General features: G+C 57.1%; 15 protein-coding genes, 4 tRNA genes and 2 rRNA genes (1 of these 21 only partly in view). All 21 read left to right on the top strand.

What is annotated here, in order from left to right; translation table 11 throughout:
- A 23S ribosomal RNA gene (locus tag AA098_RS25280) occupies positions 1-552 on the top strand (it extends 2,341 nt beyond the left edge of the window).
- A gap of 130 nt (positions 553-682) precedes the next feature.
- Positions 683-798, top strand: a 5S ribosomal RNA gene (rrf, locus tag AA098_RS25275).
- A gap of 183 nt (positions 799-981) precedes the next feature.
- Positions 982-1,941: a bifunctional biotin--[acetyl-CoA-carboxylase] ligase/biotin operon repressor BirA gene (gene birA / locus AA098_RS25270; protein WP_004575794.1), complete on the top strand. Its 960-nt coding sequence runs from the start codon at positions 982-984 to the stop codon at positions 1,939-1,941.
- On the top strand, positions 1,931-2,680 hold the full coding sequence (locus AA098_RS25265) for a pantothenate kinase (RefSeq protein ID WP_004575793.1): 750 nt from the start codon (positions 1,931-1,933) through the stop codon (positions 2,678-2,680). The genes birA and AA098_RS25265 overlap by 11 nt, the downstream gene beginning before the upstream one ends.
- A gap of 7 nt (positions 2,681-2,687) precedes the next feature.
- Positions 2,688-3,113 (top strand): hypothetical protein, encoded by a 426-nt coding sequence (locus AA098_RS25260; RefSeq protein ID WP_003255504.1) that lies wholly within the window; start codon positions 2,688-2,690, stop codon positions 3,111-3,113.
- A gap of 152 nt (positions 3,114-3,265) precedes the next feature.
- Positions 3,266-3,349: transfer RNA gene (locus AA098_RS25255), tRNA-Tyr, on the top strand.
- Positions 3,350-3,373: 24 nt separating this feature from the next.
- A tRNA-Gly gene (locus AA098_RS25250) sits at positions 3,374-3,447 on the top strand.
- Positions 3,448-3,476: 29 nt separating this feature from the next.
- Positions 3,477-3,552, top strand: a tRNA-Thr gene (locus tag AA098_RS25245).
- A gap of 78 nt (positions 3,553-3,630) precedes the next feature.
- Positions 3,631-4,824, top strand: a complete 1,194-nt coding sequence (gene tuf / locus AA098_RS25240) for an elongation factor Tu (protein WP_064615079.1) — start codon at positions 3,631-3,633, stop codon at positions 4,822-4,824.
- Between the two features lie 54 nt (positions 4,825-4,878).
- Positions 4,879-4,954 (top strand) — tRNA-Trp (locus AA098_RS25235).
- Positions 4,955-4,998: 44 nt separating this feature from the next.
- Positions 4,999-5,367 carry a preprotein translocase subunit SecE gene (gene secE / locus AA098_RS25230; protein ID WP_003255502.1) on the top strand — a complete coding sequence of 123 codons (369 nt, stop codon included), beginning with the start codon at positions 4,999-5,001 and terminating at the stop codon, positions 5,365-5,367.
- Between the two features lie 9 nt (positions 5,368-5,376).
- The gene (gene nusG, locus AA098_RS25225; RefSeq protein WP_003255501.1) at positions 5,377-5,910 is read left to right on the top strand and encodes a transcription termination/antitermination protein NusG; all 534 of its coding nucleotides are present in this window, start codon (positions 5,377-5,379) and stop codon (positions 5,908-5,910) included.
- 119 nt (positions 5,911-6,029) lie between these two features.
- Positions 6,030-6,461: a 50S ribosomal protein L11 gene (gene rplK, locus AA098_RS25220; protein ID WP_003255500.1), complete on the top strand. Its 432-nt coding sequence runs from the start codon at positions 6,030-6,032 to the stop codon at positions 6,459-6,461.
- Entirely contained in the window at positions 6,461-7,156 is a 696-nt protein-coding gene (rplA, locus tag AA098_RS25215) for a 50S ribosomal protein L1 (RefSeq protein ID WP_003255499.1), read from the top strand. The genes rplK and rplA overlap by 1 nt, the downstream gene beginning before the upstream one ends.
- A gap of 197 nt (positions 7,157-7,353) precedes the next feature.
- Positions 7,354-7,854 carry a 50S ribosomal protein L10 gene (gene rplJ, locus AA098_RS25210; RefSeq protein ID WP_003255497.1) on the top strand — a complete coding sequence of 167 codons (501 nt, stop codon included), beginning with the start codon at positions 7,354-7,356 and terminating at the stop codon, positions 7,852-7,854.
- A 76-nt stretch (positions 7,855-7,930) separates the two neighbouring features.
- The gene (rplL, locus tag AA098_RS25205; protein ID WP_003255496.1) at positions 7,931-8,296 is read left to right on the top strand and encodes a 50S ribosomal protein L7/L12; all 366 of its coding nucleotides are present in this window, start codon (positions 7,931-7,933) and stop codon (positions 8,294-8,296) included.
- Between the two features lie 220 nt (positions 8,297-8,516).
- The gene (rpoB, locus tag AA098_RS25200; protein WP_003255495.1) at positions 8,517-12,590 is read left to right on the top strand and encodes a DNA-directed RNA polymerase subunit beta; all 4,074 of its coding nucleotides are present in this window, start codon (positions 8,517-8,519) and stop codon (positions 12,588-12,590) included.
- 64 nt (positions 12,591-12,654) lie between these two features.
- Complete coding sequence (gene rpoC, locus AA098_RS25195) at positions 12,655-16,854, top strand: DNA-directed RNA polymerase subunit beta' (protein ID WP_003255493.1); 4,200 nt, start codon at positions 12,655-12,657, stop codon at positions 16,852-16,854.
- A 211-nt stretch (positions 16,855-17,065) separates the two neighbouring features.
- On the top strand, positions 17,066-17,437 hold the full coding sequence (gene rpsL, locus AA098_RS25190; protein WP_003255492.1) for a 30S ribosomal protein S12: 372 nt from the start codon (positions 17,066-17,068) through the stop codon (positions 17,435-17,437).
- A 106-nt stretch (positions 17,438-17,543) separates the two neighbouring features.
- On the top strand, positions 17,544-18,014 hold the full coding sequence (gene rpsG / locus AA098_RS25185) for a 30S ribosomal protein S7 (RefSeq protein WP_003246741.1): 471 nt from the start codon (positions 17,544-17,546) through the stop codon (positions 18,012-18,014).
- Between the two features lie 30 nt (positions 18,015-18,044).
- Positions 18,045-20,192: an elongation factor G gene (fusA, locus tag AA098_RS25180; RefSeq protein WP_003255490.1), complete on the top strand. Its 2,148-nt coding sequence runs from the start codon at positions 18,045-18,047 to the stop codon at positions 20,190-20,192.
- The last annotated feature ends 6 nt before the right edge of the window (positions 20,193-20,198 follow it).

Genomic DNA, 20,198 nt, shown 5'->3' with positions numbered 1-20,198 from the left:
GACAAACACGTCGAGCAGGTACGAAAGTAGGTCTTAGTGATCCGGTGGTTCTGTATGGAAGGGCCATCGCTCAACGGATAAAAGGTACTCCGGGGATAACAGGCTGATACCGCCCAAGAGTTCATATCGACGGCGGTGTTTGGCACCTCGATGTCGGCTCATCACATCCTGGGGCTGAAGCCGGTCCCAAGGGTATGGCTGTTCGCCATTTAAAGTGGTACGCGAGCTGGGTTTAGAACGTCGTGAGACAGTTCGGTCCCTATCTGCCGTGGACGTTTGAGATTTGAGAGGGGCTGCTCCTAGTACGAGAGGACCGGAGTGGACGAACCTCTGGTGTTCCGGTTGTCACGCCAGTGGCATTGCCGGGTAGCTATGTTCGGAAGAGATAACCGCTGAAAGCATCTAAGCGGGAAACTTGCCTCAAGATGAGATCTCACTGGGATCTTGAATCCCCTAAAGGGCCGTCGAAGACTACGACGTTGATAGGTTGGGTGTGTAAGCGCTGTGAGGCGTTGAGCTAACCAATACTAATTGCCCGTGAGGCTTGACCATATAACACCCAAGCAATTTGCTGACGCAGATTGCGGTGGTGAAGACGAAAGACCCGAAAATTCGTAAGCCACAAATATCGCATATCCGGATTCGCTGGGCCGTCCATCTGGACATTCTGGCAACAGAATTTCTTGACGACCATAGAGCATTGGAACCACCTGATCCCATCCCGAACTCAGTAGTGAAACGATGCATCGCCGATGGTAGTGTGGGGTTTCCCCATGTGAGAGTAGGTCATCGTCAAGATTCATTTCGCAAAACCCCTATCTGCGCATGCAGGTAGGGGTTTTGTCTTTGTGGGCAAAAAAGCCTGGCCTGCCACTGCTTCTCTCTGTGATTGCGATACAAGGCTTCTCCTGCAGGCCCTTTTCCTATGCAAGCCAACAGCCCATGGCTATCATGCCTCCCTTATTCCAAGTCGAGACTGGCATGCTGAAGTTGTTGAATCTCCTCAAGGACGGTCGGTTCCATTCCGGAGAAGCTCTGGGGGCAGCCCTAGGGGTGAGTCGCAGCGCAGTTTGGAAGCAGCTGCAGCATCTGGAAAGTGAGCTGAACCTCACCATTCACAAGGTTCGTGGGCGCGGTTACCAGTTGGCCGCGCCACTGGCTTTGCTTGAGGCCCAGGCAATCGCCGAGTTCGCCGTGGGCGAACAGTGGCCGGTATTCATCCACGAAACCATCGATTCGACCAATGCCGAAGGCTTGCGCCTTGCCAGTGAAGGGCAGGCGGCTCCATTCCTGGTTCTGGCTGAGCGCCAGAGCGCCGGACGCGGTCGGCGCGGCCGGCAGTGGGTCAGTCCATTTGCTGAAAATCTCTATTACAGCCTGGTGCTGCGCGTCGATGGAGGCATGCGTCAGCTCGAGGGGTTGAGCTTGGTAGTGGGGTTGGCGGTAATGCGCACCTTGCAGGCGTTCGGTGTAAAGGATGTCGGGCTCAAATGGCCTAACGATGTGCTGGTACGTGGGCAGAAGATCACCGGGATTCTCCTGGAGTTGGTGGGCGATCCTGCAGATGTCTGTCATGTAGTGCTAGGCATTGGTGTCAATGTAAACATGCAGGTAAACGAACAGGTCGATCAGCAGTGGACCTCTATGCGGCGTGAGGTTGGAGCAGCCATAGATCGCAATCACTTGGTAGCGCTGCTCAGTCAGCACCTACAGCACGAATTGGCGCGCCATCGCCGCTACGGCTTTGCTGCATTCCAGGAGGAGTGGGAGCAGGCACACTTGTGGCAGGGGCGCAATGTATCGCTTGTTGCTGGTAGTACACGTATTGATGGTGTGGTTCTTGGCGTCGACGGGCAGGGTGGTTTGCGCCTTGAGGTGGACGGGATGGAAAAGAGCTTCAGTGGTGGTGAGCTCAGTTTGAGGTTGCGTGATGATTCTTGAGCTCGATTGCGGTAACAGCTTCATCAAGTGGCGGGTGATCCATGTCGCCGATGCTGTGATTGAAGGTGGCGGGATCGTCGATTCCGACCAGGCGCTGGTGGCCGAAGTGGCTGCGCTCGCTTCAGTACGCCTCACGGGATGCCGTATTGTCAGTGTGCGCAGCGAAGAAGAAACCGATGCGCTTTGCGCGTTGATTGCTCAGGCATTTGCCGTGCAGGCAAGAGTTGCCCACCCTGTCCGTGAAATGGCAGGTGTGCGCAATGGCTATGACGACTATCAGCGTCTGGGTATGGATCGTTGGCTGGCGGCGCTGGGGGCATTTCACCTGGCCAAGGGCGCGTGCCTGGTGATTGACCTGGGTACCGCGGCCAAAGCGGACTTCGTGTCTGCAGATGGCGAGCATCTGGGGGGCTACATCTGCCCGGGTATGCCATTGATGCGTAGCCAGTTGCGCACTCACACCCGTCGTATCCGCTATGACGATGCCTCTGCGGAGCGCGCATTGAACAGCTTGTCACCAGGTCGCTCGACTGTCGAAGCGGTGGAGCGCGGTTGCGTATTGATGCTCCAGGGCTTTGCCTACACCCAGCTTGAGCAGGCTCGTGTGCTATGGGGTGAGGAGTTCACCGTGTTCCTCACTGGCGGTGATGCGCCGCTGGTGAGGGCGGCCCTGCCACAGGCGCGGGTCGTGCCTGACCTGGTTTTCGTTGGCCTGGCAATGGCCTGCCCATTGGATTGAGGTGCCTATGCGCTGGTTGTTTCTGCTGTTACTGGTGCTCAACGTCTTTTACTACGTATGGCATCAGCAGGAAGCCCCGCTGAAGGTCAAGGAAGTCGCCCCATTGTCGCTGTACAAGGGGAATCAGCAAGAAATCCGTCTGTTGCGTGAGACAGGTGTGTCGGCACCGCCCAAGCGTCGTGATGAATGCCTGGTAGTCGGAGGCGTGAAGGGGCAGGAGCAGTTGGATGCGCTGCGTCAACGCCTGCTGAGTCTGGATATTGCCACCTCGCCGGTTGCAGGACAGCTGCCTGGGGCGGATGGTCGCTGGCTCAAGGTTGCTCCAGAAAGCGAGCGTTTGTTGGACCAAACAGTGCTCTTGGCTCTTTCCAATGATTTCAAAGACTTAAAACATAAAATTATTTTCTGCCAGGGTATTGCAACTGGCGAATAGCTTGATAGAATGGCGCCCGCTTCACAGGGAACACCACTCAGGTGGTAGAGCTGGAAGCGGTGTCAAAGCAGCTAAGTTTCAGATTTGATTGAAAAAATTTGAAAAAACGCTTGACACTAGGACGGCAGACAAATAGAATGCCGGCCACATCTGGAGGGATTCCCGAGCGGTCAAAGGGGACGGACTGTAAATCCGTTGCGAGAGCTTCGAAGGTTCGAATCCTTCTCCCTCCACCAGTTTTAGCGAGAGCCGCAAGCTCCGCGGGTATAGTTTAGTGGTAGAACCTCAGCCTTCCAAGCTGATGATGCGGGTTCGATTCCCGCTACCCGCTCCAAGTTTGCTGGATTTTGCACAAAGTGTTTCGCTCTTGTAGCTCAGTTGGTAGAGCACACCCTTGGTAAGGGTGAGGTCAGCGGTTCAAGTCCGCTCAAGAGCTCCATATAAACAAGGCAGATATGAAAATATCTGCCTTTGTTTTATCAGCGCAAGACTATTTCTTCTGCGGAGGATTGTATCGATGGCTAAGGAAAAGTTTGATCGTTCCCTTCCCCACGTTAACGTCGGCACTATCGGCCACGTTGACCACGGTAAGACCACTCTGACCGCAGCTCTGACTCGCGTTTGCTCCGAAGTTTTCGGTTCGGCAATCGTTGAGTTCGACAAGATCGACTCGGCTCCGGAAGAAAAAGCGCGCGGTATCACCATCAACACCGCTCACGTTGAGTACAACTCGACCATTCGTCACTACGCTCACGTTGACTGCCCAGGTCACGCTGACTACGTGAAGAACATGATCACCGGTGCTGCCCAGATGGACGGCGCGATCCTGGTTTGCTCGGCCGCCGATGGTCCGATGCCTCAAACCCGTGAGCACATCCTGCTGTCCCGTCAGGTAGGCGTTCCGTACATCGTGGTCTTCCTGAACAAGGCTGACCTGGTAGACGACGCTGAGCTGCTGGAACTGGTCGAGATGGAAGTTCGCGACCTGCTGTCCACCTATGACTTCCCAGGCGACGACACCCCGATCATCATCGGTTCGGCTCGTATGGCGCTGGAAGGCAAAGACGACAACGAAATGGGCACTACCGCTGTTAAGAGGCTGGTAGAAACTCTGGACAGCTACATTCCTGAGCCAGTTCGTGCTATCGACCAGCCGTTCCTGATGCCGATCGAAGACGTGTTCTCGATTTCGGGTCGTGGTACCGTTGTTACCGGTCGTATCGAGCGTGGTATCGTCCGCGTTCAGGATCCGCTGGAAATCGTTGGTCTGCGTGACACCACCACCACCACCTGCACCGGTGTTGAGATGTTCCGCAAGCTGCTGGACGAAGGTCGTGCTGGCGAGAACTGCGGCGTTCTGCTGCGTGGCACCAAGCGTGACGACGTTGAGCGTGGTCAGGTTCTGGTCAAGCCAGGTTCGGTCAAGCCGCACACCAAGTTCACCGCAGAAGTCTACGTCCTGTCGAAGGAAGAAGGCGGCCGTCACACTCCGTTCTTCAAAGGCTACCGTCCACAGTTCTACTTCCGTACCACTGACGTGACTGGTAACTGCGAACTGCCGGAAGGCGTTGAAATGGTAATGCCAGGTGACAACATTCAGATGACTGTTACCCTGATCAAGACCATCGCAATGGAAGACGGTCTGCGCTTCGCTATCCGTGAAGGCGGTCGTACCGTCGGTGCCGGTGTCGTAGCAAAAATTATTGAATAAGTAGTTGATTTACTTGATCAGGCCGGTATAATGGCCGGCCTGATACAGCGTTACAGGTCAGTAGCTCAATTGGCAGAGCGACGGTCTCCAAAACCGTAGGTTGGGGGTTCGATTCCCTCCTGACCTGCCATTTCACCTCGGTGTGATGGCTTTCTTCTTACAGGATCCTCCTCGATGACCCCCAAAACTGAAGCCCAAGAATCGCGTTTTGATCTGTTCAAGTGGCTGGCTGTAGTGGCTTTGGTGGTTGTTGGTGTTGTGGGTAATCAATATTACTCCGCCTCTCCAATCCTGTATCGCGTTCTTGTGCTTCTCGTCCTTGCTGCTGTCGCGGGCTTTGTAGCTCTGCAGACTGCGAAGGGCAAGTCGTTCTTTGCGTTGGCGAAGGAAGCTCGTACCGAGATTCGTAAAGTCGTGTGGCCGACCCGCCAGGAAACCACCCAGACCACGCTGATTGTCGTGGCTGTCGTGCTGGTTATGGCACTGCTGCTGTGGGGGCTCGACTCCCTGCTCGGCTGGGCGGTCTCCTTGATCGTTGGCTAAAGGTGTCCCGTGGCTAAGCGTTGGTATGTTGTGCATGCTTACTCGGGTTACGAGAAGCATGTAATGCGCTCCCTCATCGAGCGCGTCAAGCTGGCTGGCATGGAAGACGGTTTCGGCGAGATCTTGGTCCCGACCGAAGAAGTCGTCGAAATGCGCAATGGCCAGAAGCGCAAGAGTGAGCGTAAATTCTTCCCTGGCTATGTACTGGTCCAGATGGAGATGAATGAAGGGACTTGGCACTTGGTCAAGGACACCCCTCGCGTGATGGGCTTTATCGGCGGTACTGCTGACAAGCCTGCGCCGATTACCGATAAAGAAGCTGAGGCCATCCTGCGTCGCGTTGCCGACGGTAGCGATAAGCCGAAGCCCAAGACGCTGTTCGAGCCAGGTGAAGTGGTTCGAGTCATTGATGGTCCGTTCGCTGACTTCAATGGTAGTGTCGAAGAAGTTAACTACGAAAAGAGTCGCCTGCAGGTTGCGGTGCTCATTTTCGGTCGCTCTACTCCGGTGGAGCTCGAGTTCAGCCAGGTCGAAAAGGTCTAGGCGGACGAAGCATCCCATACCCCGCAGCCCTGTGTGCTGCGGGGTTTTGTCGTCACTGGGATAAAACGCAAGTCATCCGGGGAGCCATCAGGCGTTCGTACCCGATTTTGGAGTAGCTCATGGCTAAGAAGATTCAGGCTTACATCAAGCTGCAAGTTAAGGCCGGCCAGGCCAACCCAAGCCCACCCGTTGGTCCAGCTCTGGGTCAACATGGTGTGAACATCATGGAATTCTGCAAGGCCTTCAACGCCCGTACTCAGGGTCAAGAAGCCGGCCTGCCGACTCCAGTGATCATCACTGTCTACAGCGACCGTAGCTTCACCTTCGAGACCAAGAGCACCCCTGCCTCGGTTCTGCTGAAGAAAGCTGCTGGCCTGACCAGTGGTTCGGCTCGCCCGAACACCGTTAAAGTCGGTACCGTTACCCGTGCTCAGCTGGAAGACATCGCGAAAGCCAAACAGGCTGACCTGACTGCCGCTGACCTGGACGCTGCTGTACGCACCATCGCTGGCTCTGCCCGCAGCATGGGCCTGAACGTGGAGGGTGTGTAATGGCTAAGCTGACCAAACGCCAAAAGGCAATCGCCGAGAAAATCGAAGCAGGCAAGGCCTACAACTTCGAAGAAGCGGCAACTCTGCTGGCCTCGCTGCCTGCTGCCAAGTTCGTCGAGTCCTACGACATCGCTGTTAACCTCGGTGTTGACCCGCGTAAATCCGACCAGGTCGTACGTAGCGCTACCGTGCTGCCACACGGCACTGGCAAGACCGTTCGCGTTGCTGTCTTCACCCAGGGTCCAGCTGCTGAAGCTGCTCTGGCTGCCGGCGCTGATCGCGTAGGTATGGACGATCTGGCTGCCGAAATGAAAGGCGGCGACCTGAACTATGACGTCGTTATCGCATCGCCTGATGCCATGCGCGTTGTAGGTCAGCTGGGTCAGGTTCTGGGTCCTCGCGGCCTGATGCCTAACCCGAAAGTTGGTACCGTGACCCCAGACGTAGCCACTGCCGTGAAAAACGCCAAGGCTGGTCAGGTTCGCTACCGTACCGACAAAAACGGTATCATCCACACCTCCGTTGGCAAGATCGGCTTTGAAGCTGACAAGCTGAAGGAAAACGTTGAAGCCCTGATCGCTGATCTGAAGCGTATCAAGCCAGCTTCCTCGAAAGGTATCTACGTTAAGCGCGTTACCCTGAGCACCACCATGGGCCCAGGTCTGGTCATCGATCAGAGCTCGCTGAACGTGTAAGAACATGGCGGCGCGACCAGTCGCGCCGCCAGCAAAAATTGGGGTCCCTGCCTGGCGGGGGCTATCCAAGACCGTAGGCGGCGCAAGCCTTAAAATATCAGCCCACGCAGATGGTGCTCCCGATTCGTTACCGAATCAGACACCAAAACGACATCCGGCCTCGGCCAGATGAAACGGTAAAAACCAGGAGTAAACCCGTGGCAATTAAACTCGAAGACAAGAAGGCCATCGTCGCTGAAGTCAACGAGGCTGCCAAAGTCGCTCTGTCCGCTGTCGTGGCTGATGCCCGTGGTGTGACTGTAAGCGCAATGACCGGACTCCGTAAAGAGGCCCGCGAAGCTGGCGTATACGTACGTGTAGTGCGTAATACCCTGCTCAAGCGCGCTGTTGAAGGCACCGAATTCTCGATCCTCAACGACGCGTTCAAAGGCCCGACCCTGATTGCTTTCTCCAACGAACACCCGGGCGCTGCTGCTCGTCTGTTCAAAGAGTTCGCCAAGGGTCAGGACAAGTTCGAGATCAAGGCAGCTGCGTTTGACGGCAATTTCATTGCAGCGAACCAGATCGACGTGTTGGCTACCCTGCCGACCCGCGACGAAGCTATTGCACGACTGATGAGCGTTATTCAAGGCGCCACCAGCAAGCTGGCTCGTACTCTGGCAGCCATTCGCGACCAGAAAGAAGCTACCGCCGCCTAAGGCGTGCGAACTCTTTCAAAATCATACGTTTAATTTGATGGCTGCGTAGGCTGTCACCCCAATACAGGATTGAGTCATGTCTCTGACTAACGAACAAATCATCGAAGCAATCGGCCAGAAAACCGTTCTGGAAGTTGTTGAGCTGATCAAAGCAATGGAAGAAACCTTCGGCGTTACCGCTGCTGTTGCCGCTGCTGGCCCAGCTGCTGCTGCTGCCGTTGTTGAAGAGCAGACCGAGTTCAACGTTGTTCTGGTTGAAGCCGGCGACAAGAAAGTGAACGTGATCAAAGCCGTTCGCGAACTGACCGGTCTGGGCCTGAAAGAAGCCAAAGAGAAAGTCGATGGCGCTCCTCAGGTTGTAGCTGAAGGCGTTTCGAAAGAAGCCGCTGAAGACGCTAAGAAGAAGCTGGAAGAAGCAGGCGCTAAAGTCGAGCTGAAGTAATCTCGACCTTGCGATGCCAGCCTGAGCGTTGAGCGAAAGGCTGATGGCTGGTGGCTTATGCCACCGGCCTTTTTCCGTTATTGGTGGCCGGTCAGGCCGGTCCCGATAACGAGCTGCAAGACACCCATGTGGGTGGCGCAAACCAAGGGGTTTGCACGATTTTCTGGCTGCTCCCGCCGGGAGAAGCCAAACAAGCAGGTGACCAAGCTGGGGAACGCTGATGGCTTACTCATACACTGAGAAAAAACGTATCCGCAAGGACTTTAGCAAGTTGCCGGACGTCATGGATGTGCCTTACCTCCTGGCCATCCAGCTGGATTCGTATCGCGAATTCCTGCAAGCGGGAGCATCCAAGGATCACTTCCGCGACGTCGGCCTGCACGCGGCCTTCAAATCGGTATTCCCGATCATCAGCTACTCCGGCAATGCTGCCCTGGAGTACGTAGGCTATCGCCTGGGCGAACCCGCCTTCGATGTGAAGGAATGTGTCCTGCGTGGCGTGACCTTCGCGGTCCCACTGCGGGTCAAGGTGCGCCTGATCATCTTCGACAAGGAATCGTCGAACAAAGCGATCAAGGACATCAAAGAGCAAGAAGTCTACATGGGTGAAATCCCCCTGATGACTGAGAACGGTACCTTCGTTATCAACGGTACCGAGCGTGTGATCGTTTCCCAGCTGCACCGTTCGCCTGGTGTGTTCTTCGACCACGACCGTGGCAAGACCCACAGCTCGGGCAAGCTGCTGTACTCCGCTCGCATCATCCCTTACCGCGGTTCCTGGCTGGACTTCGAGTTCGACCCGAAGGACTGCGTGTTCGTGCGTATCGACCGTCGCCGCAAACTGCCGGCCTCGGTGCTGCTGCGCGCCCTGGGTTACAGCACTGAAGAAGTGCTGAATACCTTCTACACCACCAACGTGTTCCACATTTCCGGCGAAAAACTCAGCCTGGAACTGGTGCCACAGCGTCTGCGTGGTGAAGTTGCAGTCATGGACATCCATGACGAAACCGGCAAAGTCATCGTCGAGCAAGGCCGCCGTATTACCGCGCGCCACATCAACCAGCTCGAGAAGGCCGGCGTCAAGCAACTGGACGTTCCAATGGAATACGTCCTGGGCCGCACTACCGCCAAGGCTATCGTGCATCCGGCTACCGGCGAAATCCTCGCCGAATGCAACACCGAGATGACCACCGAGCTGCTGATCAAGGTCGCCAAGGCGCAGGTTGTCCGTATCGAGACCCTGTACACCAACGACATCGATTGCGGTCCGTTCATCTCTGACACGCTGAAGATCGATACCACCAGCAACCAGCTGGAAGCTCTGGTCGAGATCTACCGCATGATGCGTCCAGGCGAGCCGCCAACCAAGGATGCAGCCGAGACCCTGTTCAACAACCTGTTCTTCAGTGCCGAGCGTTACGATCTGTCCGCCGTAGGCCGCATGAAGTTCAACCGTCGTATCGGTCGTACCGAGATCGAGGGTTCGGGCGTGCTGAGCAAGGAAGACATCGTCGAGGTTCTGAAGACCCTGGTCGATATCCGTAACGGCAAAGGTATCGTCGACGACATCGACCACCTGGGTAACCGCCGCGTACGTTGCGTCGGCGAGATGGCCGAGAACCAGTTCCGTGTTGGCCTGGTGCGTGTCGAGCGCGCGGTCAAGGAACGCCTGTCGATGGCGGAAAGCGAAGGCCTGATGCCGCAAGACCTGATCAACGCCAAGCCGGTAGCGGCGGCGGTGAAAGAGTTCTTTGGTTCCAGCCAGCTGTCCCAGTTCATGGACCAGAACAACCCTCTCTCGGAGATTACCCACAAGCGTCGCGTCTCTGCACTCGGCCCTGGCGGTCTGACTCGTGAGCGTGCCGGCTTCGAAGTCCGTGACGTACACCCGACCCACTATGGCCGTGTGTGCCCGATCGAGACCCCTGAAGGTCCGAACATCGGTCTGATCAACTCCTTGGCGGCCTACGCCCGCACCAACCAGTACGGCTTCCTGGAAAGCCCGTACCGCGTGGTGAAGGAAGGCGTTGTCAGTGACGACATCGTGTTCCTGTCGGCAATCGAAGAGGCGGATCACGTCATCGCACAGGCTTCGGCCGCGATGAACGACAAGAAGCAACTGATCGATGAGCTGGTAGCAGTTCGTCACCTGAACGAATTCACCGTCAAGGCGCCGGAAGACGTCACCCTGATGGACGTTTCGCCGAAGCAGGTTGTTTCCGTTGCAGCGTCGCTGATTCCGTTCCTCGAGCACGACGACGCCAACCGTGCGTTGATGGGTTCGAACATGCAGCGTCAGGCTGTACCAACCCTGCGTGCCGACAAGCCGCTGGTAGGTACCGGCATGGAGCGCAACGTTGCCCGTGACTCCGGTGTCTGCGTGGTTGCTCGCCGCGGTGGTGTGATCGACTCGGTCGACGCTAGCCGTATCGTTGTTCGCGTTGCCGACGACGAAGTGGAAACCGGCGAAGCAGGTGTGGATATCTACAACCTGACCAAGTACACCCGTTCGAACCAGAACACCTGCATCAACCAGCGTCCGCTGGTGAGCAAAGGTGACAAGGTTCAGCGTGGTGACATCATGGCCGACGGCCCGTCCACCGATATGGGTGAGCTGGCTCTGGGTCAGAACATGCGCATCGCGTTCATGGCGTGGAACGGCTTCAACTTCGAAGACTCCATCTGCCTGTCCGAGCGTGTGGTTCAGGAAGATCGCTTCACCACCATCCACATTCAGGAACTGACCTGTGTGGCGCGTGACACCAAGCTCGGCCCAGAGGAAATCACTGCGGACATCCCGAACGTGGGTGAAGCCGCACTGAACAAGCTGGACGAAGCCGGTATCGTTTACGTAGGTGCTGAAGTTGGCGCTGGCGACATCCTGGTTGGCAAGGTCACGCCAAAAGGCGAAACCCAGCTGACTCCGGAAGAAAAACTGCTGCGCGCAATCTTCGGTGAGAAGGCCAGCGACGTTAAGGACACCTCCCTGCGTGTGCCAACTGGCACCAAGGGTACTGTCATCGACGTACAGGTCTTCACCCGTGATGGCGTGGAGCGCGATAGCCGCGCGCTGGCCATCGAGAAGATGCAGCTCGACGAGATCCGCAAGGACCTCAACGAAGAGTTCCGCATTGTTGAAGGTGCAACCTTCGAGCGTCTGCGTTCTGCCCTGAACGGCCAGGTGGTTGATGGTGGTGCGGGCCTGAAGAAAGGTACCGTGATCACTGACGAGGTGCTGGACGGTCTGGAGCACGGCCAGTGGTTCAAACTGCGCATGGCTGAAGATGCACTGAACGAGCAGCTGGAAAAGGCTCAGCAGTACATCGTCGACCGTCGCCGTCTGCTGGACGACAAGTTCGAAGACAAGAAGCGCAAGCTGCAGCAGGGCGATGACCTGGCACCGGGCGTACTGAAGATCGTCAAGGTTTACCTGGCAATCCGCCGTCGCATCCAGCCGGGTGACAAGATGGCCGGTCGTCACGGTAACAAGGGTGTTGTCTCGGTCATCATGCCGGTTGAAGACATGCCGCACGATGCCAACGGTACTCCGGTTGACGTCGTACTGAACCCGCTGGGTGTACCTTCGCGTATGAACGTTGGTCAGATCCTTGAAACCCACCTGGGCCTCGCGGCCAAGGGTCTGGGCGAGAAGATCGACCGCATGCTCGAAGAGCAGCGTAAAGCTGCTGAGCTGCGCGTGTTCCTGACCGAGGTCTACAACGAGATCGGCGGTCGTCAGGAAAACCTCGACGAGTTCACCGACGAAGAGATCCTGGCCCTGGCTAACAACCTGAAGAAAGGCGTGCCGATGGCTACCCCGGTCTTCGATGGTGCCAAGGAGCGCGAGATCAAGGCCATGCTGAAGCTGGCCGACCTGCCAGAGAGCGGCCAGATGGTGCTGTTCGACGGCCGTACCGGCAACAAGTTCGAGCGTCCTGTGACCGTTGGTTACATGTACATGCTCAAGCTGAACCACTTGGTGGACGACAAGATGCACGCGCGTTCCACTGGTTCCTACAGCCTGGTTACCCAGCAGCCGCTGGGTGGTAAGGCGCAGTTCGGTGGTCAGCGTTTCGGGGAGATGGAAGTGTGGGCGCTGGAAGCATACGGCGCGGCATACACCCTGCAAGAAATGCTCACAGTGAAGTCGGACGACGTGAACGGCCGTACCAAGATGTACAAGAACATCGTGGATGGCGATCACCGTATGGAGCCGGGCATGCCCGAGTCCTTCAACGTGTTGATCAAAGAGATCCGTTCGCTCGGTATCGATATCGATCTGGAAACCGAATAACACGTGACGCGAAGGGGAGTGGGGCAGGTAATGCCCGCTCCCTGCTCCGCCAGGAGGAAAGGCCTTGAAAGACCTACTGAATTTGCTGAAAAACCAGGGTCAAGTCGAAGAGTTCGACGCCATCCGCATCGGTCTGGCGTCGCCTGAAATGATCCGTTCGTGGTCGTTCGGTGAAGTTAAGAAGCCGGAAACCATCAACTACCGTACGTTCAAGCCTGAGCGTGACGGCCTGTTCTGCGCCAAGATCTTTGGCCCAGTCAAGGACTACGAGTGCCTGTGCGGCAAGTACAAGCGCCTCAAGCACCGCGGCGTAATCTGCGAGAAGTGCGGCGTTGAAGTTGCCCTGGCGAAGGTTCGTCGTGAGCGCATGGCGCACATCGAGCTGGCCTCGCCGGTTGCCCACATCTGGTTCCTGAAGTCGCTGCCGTCCCGTATCGGCCTGCTGATGGACATGACCCTGCGTGATATCGAGCGCGTGCTCTACTTCGAGAGCTATGTCGTTATCGACCCGGGCATGACTACCCTGGAAAAGGGCCAGCTGCTGAACGACGAGCAGTACTTCGAAGCGCTGGAAGAGTTCGGTGACGACTTTGACGCCCGCATGGGTGCCGAGGCTGTCCGCGAGCTGCTGCACGCTATCGACCTGGAGCACGAGATCGGCCGCCTGCGCGAAGAAATTCCGCAGACCAACTCGGAAACCAAGATCAAGAAGCTTTCCAAGCGTCTGAAGCTGATGGAAGCTTTCCAGGGCTCGGGCAACCTGCCTGAGTGGATGGTCCTGACCGTCCTGCCAGTGCTGCCGCCGGACCTGCGTCCGCTGGTTCCGCTGGATGGTGGCCGTTTCGCGACTTCCGACCTGAACGACCTGTATCGTCGGGTGATCAACCGTAACAACCGTCTGAAGCGCCTGCTGGATCTGTCGGCGCCGGACATCATCGTGCGCAACGAAAAGCGCATGCTGCAGGAAGCGGTCGACGCCCTGCTGGACAACGGCCGCCGTGGTCGCGCCATCACTGGCTCGAACAAGCGTCCGCTGAAGTCCCTGGCCGACATGATCAAAGGTAAGCAAGGTCGCTTCCGTCAGAACTTGCTCGGTAAGCGTGTTGACTACTCCGGCCGTTCGGTAATTACCGTAGGTCCGACCCTGCGTCTGCACCAGTGCGGTCTGCCGAAGAAGATGGCCCTCGAGCTGTTCAAGCCGTTCATTTTCGGCAAGCTGGAAATGCGTGGTCTGGCGACCACCATCAAGGCTGCCAAGAAGATGGTCGAGCGCGAGCTGCCAGAGGTGTGGGACGTTCTCGCCGAAGTGATTCGCGAACACCCCGTACTGCTCAACCGTGCACCGACTCTTCACCGTCTGGGTATCCAGGCGTTTGAACCCGTACTGATCGAAGGTAAGGCTATCCAGCTGCACCCGCTGGTCTGTGCTGCGTACAACGCCGACTTCGACGGCGACCAGATGGCCGTTCACGTGCCGCTGACCCTGGAAGCCCAGCTCGAAGCGCGTGCGCTGATGATGTCGACCAACAACATCCTGTCGCCAGCCAACGGTGAGCCAATCATCGTTCCGTCGCAGGACGTTGTACTGGGTCTGTATTACATGACCCGTGAAGCGATCAATGCCAAGGGCGAGGGTCGCGTGTTCGCCGACCTGCAGGAAGTCGACCGCGTATTCCGCGCCGGCGAAGCCGCCCTGCACGCGAAAATCAAGGTTCGTATCAACGAAACCGTGAAGGAGCGTGATGGCTCGGTGGTCAAGAACACCCGCATCGTCGACACCACCGTCGGCCGTGCGCTGCTGTTCCAGGTTGTGCCAGCAGGTCTGCCGTACGACGTGGTCAACCAGCCGATGAAGAAAAAGGCGATCTCCAAGCTGATCAACCAGTGCTATCGCGTGGTTGGTCTGAAAGAGACCGTTATCTTCGCCGACCAGCTGATGTACACCGGTTTCGCTTACTCGACCATTTCTGGCGTTTCCATCGGTGTTAACGACTTCGTTATCCCGGACGAGAAAGCCCGCATCATCGGTAACGCTACCGACGAAGTGAAGGAAATCGAGAGCCAGTACGCCTCCGGTCTGGTAACCCAGGGCGAGAAGTACAACAAGGTCATCGACTTGTGGTCGAAGGCGAACGACGAAGTGTCCAAGGCGATGATGGCCAACCTCTCGAAAGAGAAGGTCATCGACCGCGAAGGCAAGGAAGTCGAGCAAGAGTCCTTCAACTCGATGTACATGATGGCTGACTCGGGTGCGCGGGGTTCCGCAGCCCAGATCCGTCAGCTGGCCGGTATGCGTGGTCTGATGGCCAAGCCGGACGGCTCCATCATCGAGACGCCGATCACTGCGAACTTCCGTGAAGGTCTGAGCGTACTTCAGTACTTCATCTCGACTCACGGTGCTCGTAAGGGTCTGGCGGATACCGCACTGAAAACCGCTAACTCCGGTTACCTGACTCGTCGTCTGGTGGACGTTGCCCAGGATCTGGTTGTGACCGAGATCGACTGCGGTACCGATCAGGGCCTGGTGATGACGCCACACATCGAAGGCGGCGACGTTGTAGAGCCGCTGGGTGAGCGTGTATTGGGTCGTGTCATCGCCCGTGACGTGTTCAAGCCAGGCACCGAGGACGTTATCGTTCCGGCCGGTACCTTGGTCGACGAGCAGTGGGTTGAGTTCATCGAGCTGAACAGCATCGACGAAGTGATCGTGCGTTCGCCGATCAACTGCGAAACCCGCTACGGCATCTGCGCCAAGTGCTACGGTCGTGACCTGGCTCGCGGTCACCAGGTGAACATCGGTGAAGCTGTCGGCGTTATCGCTGCCCAGTCGATCGGTGAGCCGGGTACCCAGCTGACCATGCGTACGTTCCACATCGGTGGTGCCGCAAGCCGTACTTCGGCTGCCGACAGCGTCCAGGTGAAGAATGGCGGTATGGTGCGTCTGCACAACCTGAAGCAGGTTGAGCGTGCCGACGGTAACCTGGTTGCCGTATCGCGTTCGGGTGAGTTGGCGATTGCCGACGAGTTCGGTCGTGAGCGTGAGCGCTACAAGCTGCCTTACGGTGCGGTGATTTCGGTCAAGGAAGGTGAAAAGGTCGAAGCTGGCGCCATCGTCGCCAAGTGGGACCCGCACACTCACCCGATCGTTACCGAGCTGAAAGGTACCGTGACCTTCGTGGGCATGGAAGAAAACATCACCATCAAGCGTCAGACCGATGAACTGACTGGCTTGACCAACATTGAAGTACTGGACGTCAAGGATCGCCCTGCCGCGGGCAAGGAAATCCGTCCAGCAATCAAGATGGTCGATGCCTCAGGCAAGGACCTGTACCTGCCAGGTACCGACGTACCTGCCCAGTACTTCCTGCCAGCCAACGCCCTTGTCGGTGTGGCTGACGGTGCGCAGATCGGTGTTGGTGACGTTATCGCGCGTATCCCGCAAGAAACGTCGAAGACCCGTGACATTACCGGTGGTCTGCCGCGTGTTGCCGACCTGTTCGAAGCGCGTCGTCCGAAAGAAGCCTCGATTCTGGCTGAAGTCAGCGGCACCATCGCATTCGGTAAAGAGACCAAGGGCAAGCGTCGCCTGGTAATCACTCCGACCGACGGTAGCGATCCGTACGAAGAGCTGATTCCGAAGTGGCGCCACCTGAACGTCTTCGAAGGTGAACAGGTAAACCGCGGCGAAGTTATCTCCGACGGCCCGAGCGATCCGCATGACATCCTGCGTCTGCTGGGTGTGAGCGCGCTGGCGAAGTACATCGTCAACGAGATCCAGGATGTTTACCGTCTGCAAGGCGTGAAGATCAACGACAAGCACATCGAGACCATCCTGCGTCAGATGCTGCGCAAGGTCGAGATCTCCGAGTCGGGCGATTCCAGCTTCATCAAGGGCGACCAGATGGAACTGACCCAGGTGCTGGTAGAGAACGAGCGTCTCGCTGGCGAGGACAAGTTCATCTCCAAGTTCACCCGTGTGCTGCTGGGTATCACCAAGGCCTCGCTGTCCACCGAGTCGTTCATCTCCGCGGCTTCCTTCCAGGAAACCACCCGCGTACTGACCGAAGCGGCTGTAACCGGCAAGCGCGACTACCTGCGCGGCCTGAAAGAGAACGTGGTCGTGGGTCGTCTGATCCCGGCTGGTACTGGTCTGGCCTACCACAGCGAGCGTAAGCGTCGCCGTGATGCCGACAAACCGCTGCGTGTAAGCGCCAGTGAAGTGGAAGCTGCACTGACCGAAGCGCTGAATTCCAGCGGTAACTAAGTACAGGGCAAGGCCCCGGCAAGCCTCGGGCGAGCATCGGCGACATGAAATGTTGCCGATGATCGGGCGGGGAGGGCCGGGGCCTCGTCTTGACTGGGTGCAAGATCCTCTTTAGACTTTTGTACCCTTAAATTTGGTGAGGCTCCGTCTCGCCAATTTTTGGCTTTCTTGCAAGACAATAGAGTCGCAAGACAATCAGTGGAGCTAGTAGATGGCAACTATCAACCAGCTGGTACGTCAGCCGCGTAAGCGTTCGGTCGAGAAGTCCGACGTTCCTGCGCTGCAGAACTGCCCGCAGCGTCGTGGCGTGTGCACCCGTGTGTACACCACCACGCCGAAAAAACCTAACTCGGCACTGCGTAAAGTATGCCGTGTGCGTCTGACCAACGGTTTCGAGGTTTCCTCGTACATCGGTGGTGAAGGCCACAACCTGCAAGAGCACAGCGTCGTCCTGATTCGTGGCGGCCGTGTAAAAGACTTGCCAGGTGTTCGTTACCACACCGTTCGCGGCTCTCTGGATACTTCGGGCGTTAAAGGCCGTAACCAGGGTCGTTCGAAGTACGGTACCAAGCGTCCGAAGTAATCGGTCGTTTGCAGACATCCATTTTTTTGAGTCGATAAGAGTAAGGTCGGGCGTGGGTCGAATGACCTGGTCCCGGGCTAACCTGAAGACCGTTTGAGGGCTTATCATGCCAAGACGTCGTGTAGCAGCAAAACGTGAGATCCTTGACGATCCGAAGTACGGATCCCAGATCCTCGCGAAGTTCATGAACCACGTGATGGAAAGCGGCAAGAAGGCCGTAGCCGAGCGCATCGTTTACGGTGCCCTGGATACCGTCAAAGCACGCAAGAACAGCGACCCCCTGGAAATCTTCGAGAAAGCTCTCGACGCCATCGCTCCGCTGGTCGAAGTAAAGTCCCGTCGTGTCGGCGGTGCCACTTACCAGGTTCCGGTTGAAGTTCGTCCATCCCGTCGTAACGCTCTGGCAATGCGCTGGCTCGTAGACTACGCCCGCAAGCGCGGCGAGAAGTCGATGGCTCTGCGTCTGGCCGGCGAGCTGCTGGATGCTGCCGAAGGCAAGGGTGCTGCAGTCAAGAAGCGTGAAGACGTTCACCGTATGGCTGAAGCCAACAAAGCGTTCTCGCACTACCGCTTCTAATTCAAGCATCAATCTTTTTGCGAGGGCTTTATGGCTCGTACTACAGCAATTAACCGCTACCGTAACATTGGTATCTGTGCCCACGTTGACGCGGGCAAGACCACCACTACCGAGCGGATCCTGTTCTACACAGGTCTGAGCCACAAAATGGGCGAGGTGCATGACGGCGCCGCGACCACCGACTGGATGGTGCAGGAGCAGGAGCGGGGTATCACCATTACCTCCGCTGCCGTTACCACCTTCTGGAAAGGTTCCCGTGGTCAGTATGACAACTACCGCGTAAACGTCATCGATACCCCTGGCCACGTTGACTTCACCATTGAAGTAGAGCGTTCGCTGCGTGTACTCGACGGCGCGGTCGTTGTGTTCTGTGGCACCTCCGGCGTTGAGCCGCAGTCCGAAACCGTATGGCGTCAGGCCAACAAGTACGGCGTTCCGCGTGTTGTTTACGTGAACAAGATGGACCGTGCTGGTGCAAACTTCCTGCGCGTCGTAGGTCAGATCAAGAACCGTCTGGGTCACACTCCGGTTCCTGTTCAGCTGGCCATCGGTTCGGAAGATAACTTCCAGGGTCAGGTTGACCTGATCAAGATGAAGGCTATCTACTGGAACGACGACGACAAGGGTACTACCTACCGCGAGGAAGAAATTCCTGCGGATATGGTCGAGCTGGCTAACGAATGGCGCAACAACATGGTTGAAGCCGCCGCCGAAGCCACCGAAGAGCTGATGAACAAGTACCTTGAAGAAGGTGAGCTGTCCGTCGAAGAGATCAAGGCAGGCCTGCGCGCGCGCACCCTGGCCAGCGAGATCGTTCCGGCTGTCTGCGGTTCGTCGTTCAAGAACAAGGGTGTTCCCCTGGTTCTCGACGCCGTTATCGACTTCCTGCCAGCTCCGACCGAGATCCCTGCGATCAAGGGTATCCACCCTGACCTGATCGATGTGCCTAAGGACGAAGTCAAGCCAGAGCAATTCGACGAGCGTCATGCTGACGACGACGAGCCGTTCTCGGCCCTGGCCTTCAAGATTGCCACCGACCCGTTCGTTGGTACTCTGACCTTCGTTCGCGTTTACTCGGGCTTCCTGACCTCCGGTGACTCCGTCATCAACTCGGTCAAGGGCAAGAAAGAGCGCGTTGGTCGTATGGTCCAGATGCACGCCAACCAGCGTGAAGAGATCAAAGAAGTACGTGCAGGCGACATCGCTGCTCTGATCGGCATGAAGGACGTCACCACTGGTGATACCCTGTGCAACGCCGACAAGCCGATCATCCTTGAGCGTATGGACTTCCCTGAGCCTGTGATTTCGCTCTCTGTAGAGCCGAAAACCAAGCAGGACCAGGAGAAGATGGGTATCGCACTGGGCAAGCTGGCTCAGGAAGACCCATCGTTCCGCGTCAAGACCGATGAAGAAACCGGTCAGACCATCATCTCCGGTATGGGTGAGCTGCACCTGGATATCCTCGTTGACCGCATGAAGCGCGAATTCAACGTCGAAGCCAACATCGGCAAGCCGCAGGTTTCGTACCGCGAGAAGATCACCAAATCCAACGTCGAGATCGAAGGCAAGTTCGTTCGTCAGTCGGGTGGTCGTGGTCAGTTCGGTCACTGCTGGGTTCGCTTCTCCGAGCCGGACGTGGACGACAAGGGCAACATCACTGAAGGTCTGGTGTTCTCCAACGAAGTCGTTGGTGGTGTGATTCCTAAGGAATACATCCCTGCGATCCAGAAGGGTATCGAAGAGCAGATGAAAAACGGCGTTGTTGCCGGTTATCCTCTGATCGGCCTGAAGGCCGCGGTATTCGACGGTTCGTACCACGACGTCGACTCCAACGAAATGGCGTTCAAAATCGCTGCTTCGATGGCGACCAAGCAACTGGCCCAGAAGGGCGGTGGCGTGGTTCTCGAGCCGATCATGAAAGTCGAAGTTGTAACCCCGGAAGACTACCTGGGTGACGTGATGGGTGACCTGAACCGTCGTCGTGGTCTGGTCCAGGGTATGGATGAGTCGGTCTCTGGCCGTGTCGTCCGTGCTGAAGTACCGCTCGGAGAGATGTTCGGTTACGCAACCGACGTTCGTTCCATGTCTCAGGGTCGCGCAAGCTACTCCATGGAATTCTCCAAATACGCCGAAGCTCCGTCGAACATCGTCGAAGCACTCGTTAAAAAACAAGGCTAATCCCCT

Origin of the sequence: Pseudomonas sp. JY-Q (genome assembly GCF_001655295.1) — a bacterium.
In the GTDB taxonomy this organism is placed as follows: domain Bacteria; phylum Pseudomonadota; class Gammaproteobacteria; order Pseudomonadales; family Pseudomonadaceae; genus Aquipseudomonas; species Aquipseudomonas alloputida.
This window is presented reverse-complemented; position numbering and strand designations above follow the sequence as displayed.